A 15,724-nucleotide genomic window follows, 5' to 3' on the forward strand; every position below is an offset into this window, starting at 1 on the left:
AGTCAGAACTGACTGGTGACACTAAGCTTAAACGTCCGTCCGGGCGCCGGCATCATAGAGCGGGTTAACGGGTCCAGATAATAGCGATCGGTTAAGTTAGTGCCGGATAATTCAACGACAATATTTGGCGCAACCTTATAATTAATGTAAGCATCTACGGTCATTACCGGATTCCAGCGCATCGGGTTATTATTTATCCCTTTATAAGTGCCCGGCATTTTTTTCATCAACCATTTTTCATCCTTATTCTCCACACTGCTGTGGTACAACACCCGGCTCCCTATTTCTAAATCTTCATCTAATAACCGGCCACCAATATTCAGATTAAGAGAATAACGAGGGGGAATTGTTGTTCTTAAAAAACCACCGGGAAAACCGCCATCAATACATTCTGGAACACCAAATCGATTGGTCGAATCTAACATACCCGCTGAGGTTTTATCACAAACTTTATTTTTAAGATTATAAGACAGGCCAAACTGGGTAAAGAATCCCCCGTTGTCATAACGTCCTTGTACTTCTAAACCCGATAATTTCTGTTTATCTAATTGAGTAAATTTAAAGTTACTATCACGGTCAAAAACATTCTCTATGACTGTATTGTAATAAGCGAATTTAATATCCGCATTATGCTCCGCCCCTAACAACTGACTTAAATCATGAACATAACCCACTTCAACCGTTTTACTACGTTCAGGTTTAAAAGCGCGGGCCGGTTTATCAGTAAAACCAGAGGAAAAGCCGACGGTATCTTCAAAAATACTCGGCATACGTACCGCTTCGGCATAACGTGCATAGATACGTACGTTATCACTCACATAAGCCGTTGCTGAAAATACCGGTGCCCAGGCATAATCTTTACGTTTAGGTTGTTTAGCCCAACGCTCCTGTTCACTTTTTTGCTTATAAACTAAACCACCATCACCATTACTCAATATCTCCCCAGAGCTATCAATATAACGGCTATTAGATTGGGCATTACTATATTCATATTTATATACTTCTTGGTTAGTCATAGGATCAATAACACGCTCATTCATATCAAGCTCCCCATTAAAATAGGGGTTATCTTGTTTATATAACTTACCGTCATCACGATATTGCCAAAGTACATCTACCGGTATCATAGGACGAGAAATTGAATCTCGCTCTTTTGATTCAGAAAAAATTTTTTCGCTATATTCGTTAAATTCATCATCAGTTAAACACTCAAAGCATTCATTAAATTTTTTCAATAATTCAGCTTCGCGTTCGGTAAGTGTTCTCATATATTGCAAACCCATACCAATCTGTTTCTTATCCTTACTATACCGAAGATCACGGGCAGCTAAACGCTCATTTAAAAAATCATCCTTAGACCAATAGCTTACTCGTTTAGCACCAGCACTTAACGCCAACCACGAGGTAGGGCGCCAGTCGAAATTAAAGGCAATATTGTTTTCCTGACGGCGCCCTTTTCTTGGCAATGAACGAAAATTAGAGAAACTCTTTGCTTCATAATCATCATGCGAACCCAAACGTTCCCGTTGCAGATTGGCCGACAATGTTAAATCCAGATTTGCAGTCAGCGCAAAAGCATTGGAAAGATCAACGCCCCAGCGGTTATTATGCGCATTAGTGGAAGCAGTTTCTACCAAGCTACCATCTTTATTCGGATCTCTTTCCTTACCATTCACATCCCAGACTGCATCCCTTTCCCGCGGCTCACGAGGATACCCCCCGGCAGTATTAGTATCGCTAATAGTACGGGTAATCCAGAACTTCATATCAAAATCAACCCACTTGTTCCCATCAGGCTTCCATTTATAGTCCACATTAAATGCCTGCTGATGTACATTAGCCAAAGGCCATTGCGATACAATATTTTCCTCAGCTCGAACCCAACTCATGCGCGAAGGCATAATTTCACCATAAGTCGTCTTGGTATCGCGGATACCAAACTCGATAGTCTGTTGATTAGCCAGATGCCAAGTATTTTTAAGTAACCAAGATTCCATTTCACTGGAAGTATTCGGCACTTCATTGCCGGGACGATATATACGTGCCGCGAAAGGTAAATAAGGATCATACGACCGAGTACCACCCTCAAGGATAACTTTATCCTTATCACTGATCGGCGCATCATAGCGATGAGAGCCTCCCTTGCCGGCAAAATAGTTGCCTTTACTGCGATAGCTATATGCAGCCATTAAATCAAAATGTTCCTGCCGGGTACCTATTCCCAAACGTATTGCATTATCTTTCAAGCCAAGTAATTTATTATCTTTTGAGGTTTTTGGCGTAATTTCTAACGCAGGATCAACATAGTTAAACCCCTTAGTAAAACCAGGAATATCACGATAATCTTGTCCCCATTGCAGATTTGGTGCACGCTCCTTGACTGCGTTGCTGCTGGTTTCTAATTTCAGGTTAATTCCGAAACTCTCATCTGCCGGTACCACATCATCAATGCCCAGAGTTTTTATCATTACAGCTCCACCTATCGAGCCTTTTACTCCGCGAGTCAGTGACGGGCCTTTTTCTATTTCAATGCTGCTAATCAAGTTCGGGTCAATATAATTACGATTATTAGCACCATTATAACCACGCCAGGTCGTAATCGCCTGTTCAGTACCATCAATGGTAACAGGAACCCGACCTTGCCCCTGAATGCCACGGATATTAGGATCTAATGCACCGCTGTTTCTGGAGTCCCCACTAAATACGCCGACTGCACTTTTTAAAACATCCGCAGGTGAAGCGCCCTTATAGCGCTCTACCAGATCCTTACCCAGGTAAATATTGGTAATATCTTTATCGTAAACTGCATCATAGCCTGCCTGATCTTTTTCGCTGGTAGCTGAAACATTGATCTTACCTAAGTCGGCCTTATTTTCAGCGGACTGTTTGACTGGTTGAGAAGAAGCTGTTGGTGTTTCTGCATCAACGCGATCAGGTATCATGCCGTAGGTTAACGCCAGCATGAATGTTATTTTGCTATATTTATTTAATTTATACATAGTGATTATCTGCCATAGTACGGATTTAAATAATCGATTACTTCAATTAGCATCAGAAATACTTTTCGAACTTAATTAACACTTCATTCTTGTTATATGAATATAACCAATCAACATTGCTATTGTTTTTTCTGTACCGATAAGTGATTACCGGGGTTAAACCGAAAACATCAAACTTAGGCATACTGATAATTGCCGAATAGAGTTGTTCATTGTCTTTACGACGTGCACCTAATGGCACACTGTAATCACCAAACTGCCTCTGTCGTAATACAGTAAATACCACAGCATTAATTCCCGGATACAACTGGGTAGAAATACCCGCTCGTATGCCTTTTTGTTGATAATCATCCGCTTTCTCAACACTGGTTTTATTAACCCAATCACCACCAGTAAAGGTAATTGTCTGATCAGTTAAATAATAAGATAAGGTGGCATAAACAGAAGTCATATTACCGTCATTATGATTATAAAGTTTATGATAACGAAACTGTTTATATTCACCTTCAAGATTCAATGCCAGATTTTTTGATAGAATATTCATCCATTCAGTTTTCATTCCTGTGGTGCGATAACGGGAATGATTACCAACATGATTAAACTCAATAATTGGACCTATCAGAAAATCATTTTTCTGTGCCTTATAGTTATATCCCAAATAAGCGGAAGTTGTATTTTCATTTTCCTCACTATGATTACGATAACTTTCACCATAAGTCATTGAGCGCAAGGATATACCGTGGTGACCACTTAGCTGGTATATCTTACGTAACGTAGCATCATAACTGATACCATTTGCCTTCTTTGCCAAAGGCAACTTACGTTCAACTATACAACTGCCATTTTCAGCATATTCCTTGCAAAAAGGAGGCTTATTTGGTGACATATTAGTATTGTCGTTAAAAATATATCCTACGGCAAAAGACCCACGCCAGGCATTACGCAATTCAATCGCATCCTGATAGCTGGTTATATTCTTAATGACTGCTGGTGGTAATTTATTTTCGTTATCGTGATTCGCCGCAGAAATCTCATTAAACAGTAAACTGGCTTCTCTATTTTTTTGATTCTCATAATAGACCCTGGCTAACTCCAATTTAGCACGGGTAAAATCAGGTTGCTGGTGTAAAACAGTCTGATAATGCTGTTCTGCTGCAACTAAATCACCCTGCGAGCGTGCAAGATTTGCCTGAGCAAAATGTACCAATTGGGAATCATGCCCAGGTAACTTCTGATACATCGGCAAAAAGCGTTCTACATCCTTCACCTGTTGATGATTAATAGCTAAATATAGCGCCTGACCAACCTCATTCACATTATTATCAACACTGAAAGTCTGACCATTAAGGACTATCGATAAATGATCAGTATTCTCATTCACAGTTTCATCAGTGACGATCTCTTTTTCTTGTTCCTGCAAATTTTGCTGTACGTTATGCCACAATCTTCTGCCGGTGTCTTCATCTGCCAGAGCCAAAGAAGGGTAAAAAAACAAACAGTTGATCAGTATCGTAAAACGGATAATAGGTGTATTTAACATCGGAATATCGCTGCTTAATAGTCGGACTGATAAATAAACAAAATAAGACAAAGCCCATATGAACTTTGCCTTATTCAGTTAATACAAATTCATATTATGGATTTTTAGTCCCACCAAAGGCAGTATCTTTGCTATGATCTGAATCAAATTTAGCCACCCCAGCTAAACTCGACGCATTATCACCAAAGAAGTGGCCGTTGTTTGTACCGACAACATTTCCGGCAGTTGCCCTACCGGCAAATGAGCCATCTGCTTTAATTCTGGAATTAATACCGACGGTCAGTACACTATTCGCTATTGAGCCAGAAAGCCTTTTCTGACCGAAATCAGCAGTGAATGTGCCTTGCAAAGCATTGCTACCACTATATTGGTTGATTCCTTTAACCGTATAGGTCGCTATACCACCAGTCGGTAAATTGGTTGTAACATCTTTACCTGAGTAATAGGCGGTATGCGTAGTATCATGCACCTGACCGGTTTGTGACCATTCGCCAAAATAGACATCAGCATTAGCCACTTTAGTAAAGTTAAAGACCCCCATACCACTATGGGTACTCGATCCAGGCATAGAAATTTTATGAATGCCATTCGCATCCGCTGCGGCATAACGGGTAAGGCCAGAGAAGCTGACGATTTTACCACCAGCTATAGATTGCACCCCAATCCCCGGCTCTCCCCCAGGACTTGCATGACCTGCACCACCTTTCTCAGTCACATTTACCCTAATACTAGATTTATCCTGGTCAAACTTTTGAGTTTGCCCAAAGCCTGGCGCAGCCATTGCTTGTGTTACTAATCCACATGTACCTAATACTGCAATTAACACTTTAACTTTGTTCATAGCATATTCCTTATGTTAACTAATTAAATGTTAGAGATTGCTTATTACATAGTTTTAGTACCGTCCTAAGACTGACACGCATATTAACGTACTCTTAATAAAAAATGAAATGATAATCATTATCATAAAATTATTATGTGAACTTGTATAAAATGGCAATAAATACACCTAACTATTTAATTATTAAATCAATATTTACCATAACCTTAGTATAATAGGGGAAATAATCTTAGATAGATAAAACCAATAATAAGTGTAAAAAAATCAATACACAGTAATATATTTGTGGGTTATAATTTCATTTTGAAATTAATTTATATATTACTATTTTTCGTTTAACTAATATAATGGCAATTATTGATCAAGAATTTATCAAAAAACATTTAACAATTTAAAACAAAAATCAATAAAAGATAATTTATCTTATTGATTTAAACAGGAATAAATTATTATAAAGAATTGGAATATAATCATTCAGAAAACCTTCACTAATATATCATTTACTAAAACCACTAAAATAGACATATTAACGATACGGATTAAAATGCCATTACAATATTATCTCCCGCCTATAATGAATTTAATAACCACAAATTTAAAATGTAAACTTTTATTCACAATGAAAATTTTTTATGAAATATTGATACTTTTTTTATCTTATATAAAAGAATTGAATAAGTTATTTACATAACTTCATAAATTCCCTGACTTTTTGCAGGGAATTTATGTAGGTGAGATAGTTCTCAGGCTAATTTATTAAGAATTTAACTGAGAAACTATCGTTCTCGCCCTCACCTTTAATATAATAGACAGTAAAATAGAGTTGACAAAAAGACCTAAAACCAAACCATACCAAAATCCTACAATCCCCATGCTATCGGTTACCCAGTTTGTCAGAGCCAAAACAAACCCTAGTGGTAAACCAACTAACCAATAGCCAAATAAAGGTGCGTAGAATACCGAGCGGGTATCATGAAAACCACGCAAAATACCCGCTAAAGAGGCCTGAAAGGAGTCGAAGAACTGGAAAAAACAGAATAGAAAAGCCAGGCTAAGTGCAATTATTATCACTGAGTCATCGTTAGTGTAGAGTGCAATCAATGGCGCCGCGAAAAAATATATTATAAAGCCAAAAATTGCAGAGACAGATAATATCAAAGAAATCGAAACTTTTATAACACCCATTAATGATGTCCTATCTCTCTGCCCAATATAGGAGCCCACTCTCACGGTCGTCGCGGTCGAAAATCCTGTGATGACGGTATAAATGATAGTGACGATATTAAGCATAATATTATGTGCGGCAACAGTTTGAGTGCCTAAAGGCGCAACGGATACAGCAACCACATCGAGAAAAACCATTTCAACAAAAAAAGCCAATCCACTAGGAATGCTAATATAAAAAGTCCTCAGTAAATCTTGATATTTTGGGAATTTTAAACGAAACCGATATCGCCGATATTCATCTTTCAGTAAAAAATAAACAACTAAACATACAGCACTTAGGTTATTAATAATTGCCGTTGTAATACCCGCGCCAATGCCGCCCATTTCCGGAAAACCAAATTTCCCGTAAATAAGCATGTAATTTAATGGTATATTCAGTAATAAGGCACCAGAAGATAGATACATAGCGACTTTCGTGTCTTCTAATCCTTGCAGAAATGAACGAAAAACATTAAATATCATCACCCCAGGAACACTAAATGCCATAGCAAGAACATAGCCCCGTGTGATATCTAAAATATTATCATCTAAGCCTATAAACGAAAATAGTTCGCTAATTAACATTAATAATAAAATTATTGGTATTGAAAGTATCATCGATAGAAACAAATAATTTCTAAGGCTTTCTTTGACCCCTTCTTCATTACCTTGCGCTTTGTGCTTTGCGACATCTGCCGCAAGCATGATAATAGTCCCGTATCCCAACACAAATATAGGGAACCAAATACTACTTCCTAACGTTACTGCCGCTAAATCAGCGGTAGCATAGTGACCAGACATCACTATATCAACCACACCCATTGCAGTACGTGCTATCTGCGCAATAATAATGGGAAAAGAAAGTAAGAACAGTTGTCTTAATTCCTGCCAGTTTGAAAATTTAGCCATAAAAATACCATTAATTTATTGATTAGCTCCAATGTTGATCATACTAACAATAAATTATAACTAAAATCATGCAGAAAAATTTTTAAAAATTTAAAATTATGGGCATACCCCCTATTTTTGTTCAGGAAATAGAGGGGAATAAATCAAGTAACCTAACGAAAACGAACTACTTCACAAGAAATTTTGTGATCTTTCTAAAAGATTAGATATTTATTTAAGTCTTTTGTTCTCATTTTCCATTTTAATAGTTAATGTTACTCGACTTAAGTAGCTTCTGTTTTTTGTGATAATGTCCACATAATTAAAAAATAGCGACAGCCGATATATCACTGAATTAGTAACATTTTTAAATTATTTATTTAATTAATAAAGAATTAGCGGAAATATAATGTCTAATAATAAAATCTTTATTGTTTTAGCGATACTGGCGATGGGGCTTTACACAACTTCAACCGATAAAACGACTTCTCAACCTGTCAAAACTACGGTGCAAATTCATCCTCAGCTTGGTCAAATTTGCCAGGCAACCGCATCTATCCTATTTAGTCAAAAGACAGAAATCATCAAGATATCTTCTGGGGATAACGATAAGATGGCGTATATGCACTACATTCGATCCAGTGATAATTCCCTGTGGAAAGCTAAATGTCACTTAAATGGCGATCGTGTCGCATGGGCTTCCAATAACGTCGATAACATTGACCGTTGGAGAATTGAAGAAAATGACGAAAAAATCACATTTTCTATCACTGGAAATTCCCTTAAGCTGATAGATATCTATTCCGATGGTTCATCAATCAAACAAATGTACAAGTTAAATTCCTTGTGAACGGCAGTAAGTGGAGCTGTAGTTTTGATAAAAGCCGCTTACATCTATTCATCAAAGATACATGTAATCTTACCGATATAGAGAAGAGACCGAAAATGAAACCAGAAACTCTTGCGATCCACGGCGGATATTCACCCGATCCAACCACCAAAGCCGTTGCTGTCCCTATTTATCAAACAACATCCTATGCATTTGATAATACTCAACACGGTGCCGATCTGTTTGATTTAAAGGTCGAGGGAAATATCTATTCCCGCATTATGAACCCGACTAATGACGTACTGGAAAAACGGGTTGCTTTACTTGAAGGCGGGATAGCTGCATTGTCGGTCGCATCCGGTATGGCTGCTGTCACCTGCGCTATTCAATCCATTGCCGGAGCCGGAGATAATATTATATCTGTTGCCAAGTTATATGGCGGCACCTATAACCTGCTGGCTCACACATTGCCCCGGTTCGGTATTGAAACACGCTTTGCCGACCATGATGATATTGCAGCATTGGAATCACTGATTGATGACCGGACCAAAGCGGTATTCTGTGAATCCATTGGTAACCCGGCAGGTAATGTTGTTGACCTGAAAAAGTTCGCAGAAGTGGCTCACCGTCATGGCGTTCCTTTAATCGTTGACAATACCGTTGCCACGCCTGCGCTTTGCCGGCCTTTTGAGCATGGCGCCGATATTATTATTCACTCTCTGACCAAATACATGGGAGGTCACGGTTCCACTATTGGCGGCATCATTGTTGATTCCGGTAACTTCCCTTGGGAAAAACACAAGCAACGATTCGCCATCCTGAATAACCCGGATCCCTCTTATCACAATGTCATCTATACTGAACAGTTCGGTAAAGCCGCATTTATCGGTCATTGCCGTGTTGTACCGTTACGTAACATGGGCGCGGCACTATCGCCTTTTAATGCTTTCCTTATTTTGCAAGGGTTGGAAACGCTGGCATTAAGAATGGAGCGTCATACTGAAAATGCCCTGAAAGTAGCTCATTACCTGCAAAATCATCCTCAAGTTAGTTGGGTGAAATATGCAGGATTGCCAGACCATCCGGAACATGAACTGGCACAACAGTATATGAGTGGGAAACCATCAGCCATTCTTTCCTTTGGTATTAAAGGCGGACAGGAATCCGGTGCCCGCTTTATTGACGCGTTAAAACTAATTGTGCGCCTGGTCAATATTGGTGATGCAAAATCACTCGCCTGCCATCCAGCTTCAACCACTCATAGCCAATTAAATGAGGAGGAGTTAGTTAAAGCAGGTGTACCACACGACATGATCCGCCTGTCAATCGGCATTGAACATATTGATGATATTATTACCGATCTTGCCCAAGCCCTGGATGCATCGAAATAATTTAACGTTGCCATACCCCCCGTTCTGGTGAGGGTGTCGCAAAAGGTCATGTTATCCATTAAAATCTGCGCTCTTCCTTTAGGCGCAGCTCTTTTATGACCTTATTCATTCGAAAACGGGAACCGTCTGCTTACACCAAACGTCAGTTTGTCAAAGCTCAGCACTTACCTGTATTGGATGGCTCCCTTTCCCTTTCTGATTATCTCAGGCAAATGGGGGAGCGTTGCGCATTTATTGTTGCTGACATTCTTGATGAGCAAGATTGGGGCCCCTTTGAACGCCATTATGCTTCGACAGGGAGAGCCCCTTATTCTCCACGCTCCATGATGGGGATCCTGCTTTATGGGATCATGAAAGGACACTGCTCGCTCAGAGAACTTGAACGACTTGCGCGTTTAGATTTAGGCTGTATTTTTGTCAGCCAGGGAATTACGCCCGATCATGCCAGTCTTGGGCGTTTTATTTATCAGCACCAATCCGTCCTGACGGGACCGTTTTTTAAGGCACTGACCTTATCCATTTTGCACCGCAGTCGTTCGGACGGCTCGTGCCTGGCCGGTGACGGGACAGTGATAGAGGCGGCCTGTTCTCATTACCACCTTTTAACTCAGGAAGCGATTTCACGTGAAAAAAATACTCTCACGGCTACCCCTGCCACAGCGCAGACAGAAAAACGCATAAAGCAATTGGAACAGGGAGCCAACGTATTACGGCGCCGACAAGAAAATCGCGAAAAAAAAGGGAAGGATGCCAGCCAACTGCGTATCAATCCAACAGAACCCGACGCCGTCGTCCAGAAACTCAAGCGGGGAAGGGGATTTTCAACTTCCTATAAACCGTCTGTTTTAGTCAACAACAGACGAATTATCGTCGCTCAAACGGTCGACCCCTCCAGTGAAACCCAAGTGATGGCCGCGTTATTGGCGCAGAATCTCACTATCTCGGGAGGTCACCCGGAAAAGCTGTTATTGGATGCCGGTTATTTCCATGACGATGTGATTGCTGAGGCGAAGAAACATCAGATCTTGCTGTTTTGTGCAGAAAATTCAGACCGACAGCGTACCCGAAAAATCTATCCTAAATCCTTATTTACTTATGATGCTGAGCAAGATTGCTATATTTGTCCTGCTCATCACCAATTGTCCCTGCAAAGTACAGTGAAAGCCACTGAAAAAACGCGGACCTATCGGGTTTATCGCGCTGACAATTGTGCCGGATGCCCGAAGAAAGCGGGCTGCACAAAGGCTAAAGGAGGAAGAAAAATAAAACGTTATCCGGAAGATGAAGGGCGGGAGACACTTCGTTTGCATATGGCCCGACCGGAGTCAAAACAGATATTGAGTCAACGGAAGAGCCTGGTAGAACCGGTATTTTCGGCATTACGGGGAATTCAGAGACTGGAACGCTTTCGGCGTAAGGGATTGTCAGCGGTAAAGCTGGAGTTTTCCCTGCATGCAATGGCCTATAACTTATCAAGAGCGGTGGCTTTGATATTAGGGATTATTTTTAGCCTGTTATCCATACAAATAACAGGCTGCCCAAAGTCAGTGATTGAATTTAACTTGATGCTTGAAAAAGTGACCTCAACCCTTTTGCGACACCCTCTGGTGAACGGGGGGTTAGAAAAAGGTAAACAATGCTGGCATGGCGTCCAATCACTGGACGCCATGTTCTCATTAGAATGTTACATTCATTTTAGCCCATATCGTTCGGCCTGGTTCATTTACTGAGGTGTTTGATGAATAACCAAAAGTGCTATTACCTGCAAGGTTGAGGTGTTCGCTGTATTCTTTATTCAGAATGTTGTCGATACCTGTGCTGACTTTGACATTTTTGTTGATCTTATAGGCGACGTTTGCAGAAAGCACGCCGAATCCCGGACTGTCTTTAAAATCTTTACCGACGACATTTCCCTGATCTACAGCAATTCGATGCTGGCTGCTAACTAATCGCCACAAACCGGTACTGCTCCAATCACCACGTTCATAAGTCAATCCGAAACGGGCTTCCAGTGGTGGGATTTGAGGCAGTGGCTTGTTATCCGTGGTATTTTCCCCCCAAGAATAAGCAAGGCTGGCATCCGTTTTCCAATGATCTGTCAGTTGATAGCCAAAGCCCATCTCTCCCCCCATAACATTGGCATTAACATTATCCGCCTGGCTGATGCGGGCATTGGTTGGGCTATATCTAAACAAAATGAAATCATTCACACGCCCTACATAGGCTGACACCCAGCTATTAAAGCGTTCTCCCGTATATTGCGCCCCAATATCAAGCTGGGTAGTTTTTTCGCTTTTCACGCCATCAAAAGCACTGTCACTACCAGCCGGACCAAGTTTAGGCGAAAATAGCTCCCAGTAGTCCGGGAAGCGCTCAGTATAACCAATACCAGCATAAAACATCAGCGGAACATCAGCGACAGTATGCTCTAAACGCATAAAACCGCTTGGCAAAGTATCATTTCGTTCTTTCTCGCTATTGCCGGCAAATTTTTTCACCAGACTGCGATCAAGACGGGCACCGGTTATCAACTCGCTCTGCTCTGTGGCGTACCAAGTCAACTCGCCAAACAAACCATAGTTACGGAATTGAGCATCCTTTTGCCACACGCTGCCTGATTTATTACGATGGGTATTAGTTTGAGTATCCGCACCACTTTCCAGCTTGAAATCTTGCCACAGCCAGGTGCCCATCGCCCGTCCCCCCACAATCCGGCGATCCAGTTGCATGGACATGCCACTGTTCATATTCATATGCATACCACACATATGCTTACAGGTCGCAGAAGGCATGCCCATCTTCCCCATCGATCCCATAGACATAGGGCTGTTCGGGGAACGCAAGGTTATATTGTCCATAATATGGTTGGTGTAGTTGTAGTAAACTTGGGCTTCAACCTTATCAAGGACCTCACCGATGTTAGATTTCTCAAAACGCACGCCGAGGCTTTCACGTTTAAATTGTGAACCATCCATACTACGCCCCGCATAGCGGGCTTCTCCATCACCTTTCCCGGCGGTCAATTCGAGCAACGTATCTTTATCTGGCGTCCACCCCAGCGCCAGATCACTATTCCACTTATCCCAACGCGAAGGGACACGATACCCACTACCATCTTTATAATCATGTGAACGGGAGGTATTTCCCATTAAACGTAAATATCCCAATTCATTGCCGATACTGGCATCAACATTGCCATCCCAACGACCATTTGAACCGGTCAACCCACTGGCATTGACCTTCACCCCCGGCTCATTAAATTTAGGATGTTCACGCTCAAACCTAATGGTCCCAGCGGAAGCACCTGGCCCCCACAACACGGTTTGAGGCCCTTTAATCAGTGTCAGCAAATCATAACTTTCCGGTGAAATATAAGATGAAGGCGCATCCATCCTGCCAGGGCAAGCCCCTTGCATTTCTGCGCCATCAGTCAGGATCTTAAGCCTTGAACCAAACATTCCCCGAAATACCGGATCACCATTGGTGCCCCCATTACGGATTTGTGAAAAACCGGGTATGGTTTTCAGATAGTCAGAGCCATCACTTGCCGGAACTGGCTGACGAGGCGTTTTTGGTGAAGTGACAATGGTTAAAGGAGAATACAAAGGCGCAGTGACGGTGATCACATCACCATCATTGGTTTTTGGGCCATTCGCATGATCGTGCGAATCTGATGTGGTTTCAACCGCATATCCATTAAAAGCAGCCAGCAAAAACAGCGGCATGGCCGAGCTAATACAACGGGCCAGTGTATTTTTTTTATAAGAAGTATTTTTTTCAAACATCATCTTTCCTTAATGTGCATCCGCGCTCCGAAGCGATATTGCTATCAAAAACGGAATACGTTATAGAATCCAACCAAACAGTTTTTGGTATAAGCAAACTTTCCCTGGCTAAGAAGTTAGCAGGACAAAGCGTTTTATTATGTTTAAACCGATGAGATTAGATCTGTTCAGGCGGAGCGCGAGGCAGCGAATCAGAAAAGATGAAATGCGCAAGGAAGAGAGTTACAGGTTGAACCGGTGGTGACCGTGAAGTCAGCGAAGTTGACCAGAATAACGGTGTATTCGCCAAATCCAGCATCGGCACATGGATAAGAAAGACGCAGTATCCACAGGCAATATCATCCAGGATCGACATGCCACCACCAGCATGCATACCCATCTGCATTCCATCATGATGGTTAGTGCTCTGTGATGCAGAAGAAATGTCAGAATGAGACATATCCTTGGGCATATCATCGTCAGATGACATCACCGTATGACAACCGGCCACTCTCGATGAATGAGACTCACCAATGCGCGCATGTTCCAGTGACCGGGAGATCACTGGTGCAATGAACAACATCAATATCGCGAATATACCAAGCCAGGCTGACAAGCGGCTCCGCGATGTGTAAATCTGGATCATTGACAAACCAAGCCTATTCTGTAGAGAACACATCCAGGGAGGGGATTGTACGTATTTAACAGTCAAATGTTAAAACACTTTATGCAGGAATGTCGCTTTGACGACAAAATTTGTTATTTTTCTCAAACCAGCGCAATTGTTTTCATTATTTCGACTAAAACTTCAGCTTGTCACACAGCTCATCTTCCCAACAATAAAATCTTTGCAGGAATAATCCTTACAAGCACCTGGAAAAATATGAAACCCAATGGGAAGTGGTATAACAAGGGGTGTACCGCCCATAAAGCACAAATTCCACTTCACTTAAAAATGGCCAAAAAAATGCCAACCATGACGACCAAGGTACAAGTCAGTTTTACTGGGCCTATCTTCTCTTTAAGAATCCACGCACTGAAAATAACGCCAAAAATCACACTTGTTTCTCTCAGGGCCGAAACCAACGCAGCAGGACTTCGTGAGAGAGCTAAGATAACTAAGCCGTGTGCGACAGACATAACGACACCGTTGACCATGCAAGTTCGTCCATTACGACTAATATAATCCAACAATCGGTGTCTATTTACAGACGCGGCAAGCACAAACATTAAGATCCCTTCCAGTACAAACAGCCAAAGCACATATGAAAACGGATTGCCACTGAGACGTGCTCCCCGACTATCAAGCAATGTAAACACAGCGATAAAGGCCGCGGTACCGAGCGCGAAACCAATTGCTCGTCCCTCATTATTCTTCGGGAAACCAGCATGAAAAGTCAGCCACATGATCCCTAAAGCAATCGCGACAACTCCCGCAATCTGAGTGAGTTCCAGATGAACACCGAGCAAAATGACAGAGATTAGCGCCACAAGCAAAGGCGTTGCCCCACGAGCAATAGGGTAAACTTGACTCATGTCTCCATATTTGTAGCCAAGGCTCAGGCAAACCCGATATCCAGCATGAAGAGGGACAGAAATAATAAGGATCTTCCAAGCACTCACATCTATCCCTGGCATGAATAAAAGCAACACCGCACAAAGCACACTGGACGTAACAGCCATAACGGTAAGGGATAAGAACTTATCTTCATCTTTCTTAACAAAAAGATTCCAACCTGCATGCATGATCGCAGCGACCATGACTAATCCAAGTGAAAGAAGATCCATATATATTTTACTCCTTTTTCAGAAGGCGCCTAATTAACCCTATCGCTATATTGGATGGTCTTGCGGCAATACCACAATCTGGGGAATATTGATATGTGCTGGTTGTGTCATGACCCAGATAATTGTCTGAGCCGCATCATCCGCACTCTCAAAGACTTTATAACCCATAACAATCGTCGTGTGGATTAGATATCCTTTCCCTTAGCGTAAAAAAGCTTCGGGCAGCATCAGTAAACCGAAATACCGTTTCCACATTGATTCTTACCATAGAACACATAGCCCTTTAGTATTACAGCTGTATTTCTCTATCCTCCACCAAAAAACACTCATAGAAAAGTCTTAAGTCATGCAACTTTTTTCGGTTATGAACATCAGAAAAACACAGATTTAAGTTTTCTATGACTGAATACAACACACGATAAATGGGAATAAGAGAGCCAATCTTTCAACCTGAATTTTTGATTAATTAGAGATAGCC

Annotated in this window: 10 protein-coding genes; 3 read left to right on the forward strand and 7 right to left on the reverse strand. The window is 41.4% G+C overall.

All coding sequences use genetic code 11. The features are described from left to right. Nucleotides 1-2: 2 nt before the first annotated feature. From VY86_RS14050 to VY86_RS14065, 4 genes are all read right to left on the reverse strand, one after another. Nucleotides 3-2,999, reverse strand: coding sequence for a TonB-dependent receptor domain-containing protein (locus tag VY86_RS14050; RefSeq protein ID WP_046975399.1), 2,997 nt, complete (start codon nt 2,997-2,999; stop codon nt 3-5). A 52-nt stretch (nt 3,000-3,051) separates the two neighbouring features. Next, the gene (locus tag VY86_RS14055) at nt 3,052-4,539 is read right to left on the reverse strand and encodes a surface lipoprotein assembly modifier (protein WP_046975400.1); all 1,488 of its coding nucleotides are present in this window, start codon (nt 4,537-4,539) and stop codon (nt 3,052-3,054) included. Between the two features lie 94 nt (nt 4,540-4,633). Continuing rightward, complete coding sequence (locus VY86_RS14060) at nt 4,634-5,380, reverse strand: Slam-dependent surface lipoprotein (RefSeq protein ID WP_046975401.1); 747 nt, start codon at nt 5,378-5,380, stop codon at nt 4,634-4,636. A gap of 756 nt (nt 5,381-6,136) precedes the next feature. After that, a complete protein-coding gene (locus VY86_RS14065) occupies nt 6,137-7,495 on the reverse strand; it encodes an MATE family efflux transporter (RefSeq protein WP_046975402.1) in 1,359 nt (452 codons plus the stop codon). Nucleotides 7,496-7,883: 388 nt separating this feature from the next. On the opposite strand from VY86_RS14065, the gene VY86_RS14070 reads away from it, so the two are divergent. From VY86_RS14070 to VY86_RS24845, 3 genes are all read left to right on the forward strand, one after another. Beyond that, complete coding sequence (locus tag VY86_RS14070; RefSeq protein WP_046975403.1) at nt 7,884-8,324, forward strand: hypothetical protein; 441 nt, start codon at nt 7,884-7,886, stop codon at nt 8,322-8,324. A 95-nt stretch (nt 8,325-8,419) separates the two neighbouring features. Beyond that, nucleotides 8,420-9,694: a bifunctional O-acetylhomoserine aminocarboxypropyltransferase/cysteine synthase gene (locus tag VY86_RS14075; RefSeq protein ID WP_046975404.1), complete on the forward strand. Its 1,275-nt coding sequence runs from the start codon at nt 8,420-8,422 to the stop codon at nt 9,692-9,694. A gap of 95 nt (nt 9,695-9,789) precedes the next feature. Continuing rightward, nucleotides 9,790-11,424 carry a transposase gene (locus tag VY86_RS24845; protein ID WP_158019964.1) on the forward strand — a complete coding sequence of 545 codons (1,635 nt, stop codon included), beginning with the start codon at nt 9,790-9,792 and terminating at the stop codon, nt 11,422-11,424. On the opposite strand, the gene VY86_RS14085 is transcribed toward VY86_RS24845, so the two are convergent. From VY86_RS14085 to VY86_RS14095, 3 genes are all read right to left on the reverse strand, one after another. Next, nucleotides 11,371-13,482, reverse strand: coding sequence for a TonB-dependent copper receptor (locus VY86_RS14085; protein ID WP_193386954.1), 2,112 nt, complete (start codon nt 13,480-13,482; stop codon nt 11,371-11,373). The genes VY86_RS24845 and VY86_RS14085 overlap by 54 nt on opposite strands. A gap of 154 nt (nt 13,483-13,636) precedes the next feature. Continuing rightward, entirely contained in the window at nt 13,637-14,074 is a 438-nt protein-coding gene (locus tag VY86_RS14090) for a DUF2946 domain-containing protein (RefSeq protein ID WP_238591477.1), read from the reverse strand. 329 nt (nt 14,075-14,403) lie between these two features. Continuing rightward, entirely contained in the window at nt 14,404-15,246 is an 843-nt protein-coding gene (locus VY86_RS14095; RefSeq protein WP_036839400.1) for an EamA family transporter, read from the reverse strand. Between the last annotated feature and the right edge of the window lie 478 nt (nt 15,247-15,724).

It is taken from the genome of Photorhabdus thracensis (assembly GCF_001010285.1).
Classification (GTDB): Bacteria; Pseudomonadota; Gammaproteobacteria; order Enterobacterales; family Enterobacteriaceae; genus Photorhabdus; species Photorhabdus temperata.

Bases quoted from the DNA above. Each gene is read 5' to 3' on its own strand.
- VY86_RS14075 (WP_046975404.1), top strand. From the start codon at position 8,420: ATGAAACCAGAAACTCTTGCGATCCACGGCGGATATTCACCCGATCCA.
- VY86_RS14065 (WP_046975402.1), bottom strand. From the start codon at position 7,495: ATGGCTAAATTTTCAAACTGGCAGGAATTAAGACAACTGTTCTTACTT.
- VY86_RS14070 (WP_046975403.1), top strand. From the start codon at position 7,884: ATGTCTAATAATAAAATCTTTATTGTTTTAGCGATACTGGCGATGGGG.
- VY86_RS24845 (WP_158019964.1), top strand. From the start codon at position 9,790: ATGACCTTATTCATTCGAAAACGGGAACCGTCTGCTTACACCAAACGT.
- VY86_RS14060 (WP_046975401.1), bottom strand. From the start codon at position 5,380: ATGAACAAAGTTAAAGTGTTAATTGCAGTATTAGGTACATGTGGATTA.
- VY86_RS14055 (WP_046975400.1), bottom strand. From the start codon at position 4,539: ATGTTAAATACACCTATTATCCGTTTTACGATACTGATCAACTGTTTG.
- VY86_RS14050 (WP_046975399.1), bottom strand. From the start codon at position 2,999: ATGTATAAATTAAATAAATATAGCAAAATAACATTCATGCTGGCGTTA.
- VY86_RS14095 (WP_036839400.1), bottom strand. From the start codon at position 15,246: ATGGATCTTCTTTCACTTGGATTAGTCATGGTCGCTGCGATCATGCAT.
- VY86_RS14085 (WP_193386954.1), bottom strand. From the start codon at position 13,482: ATGATGTTTGAAAAAAATACTTCTTATAAAAAAAATACACTGGCCCGT.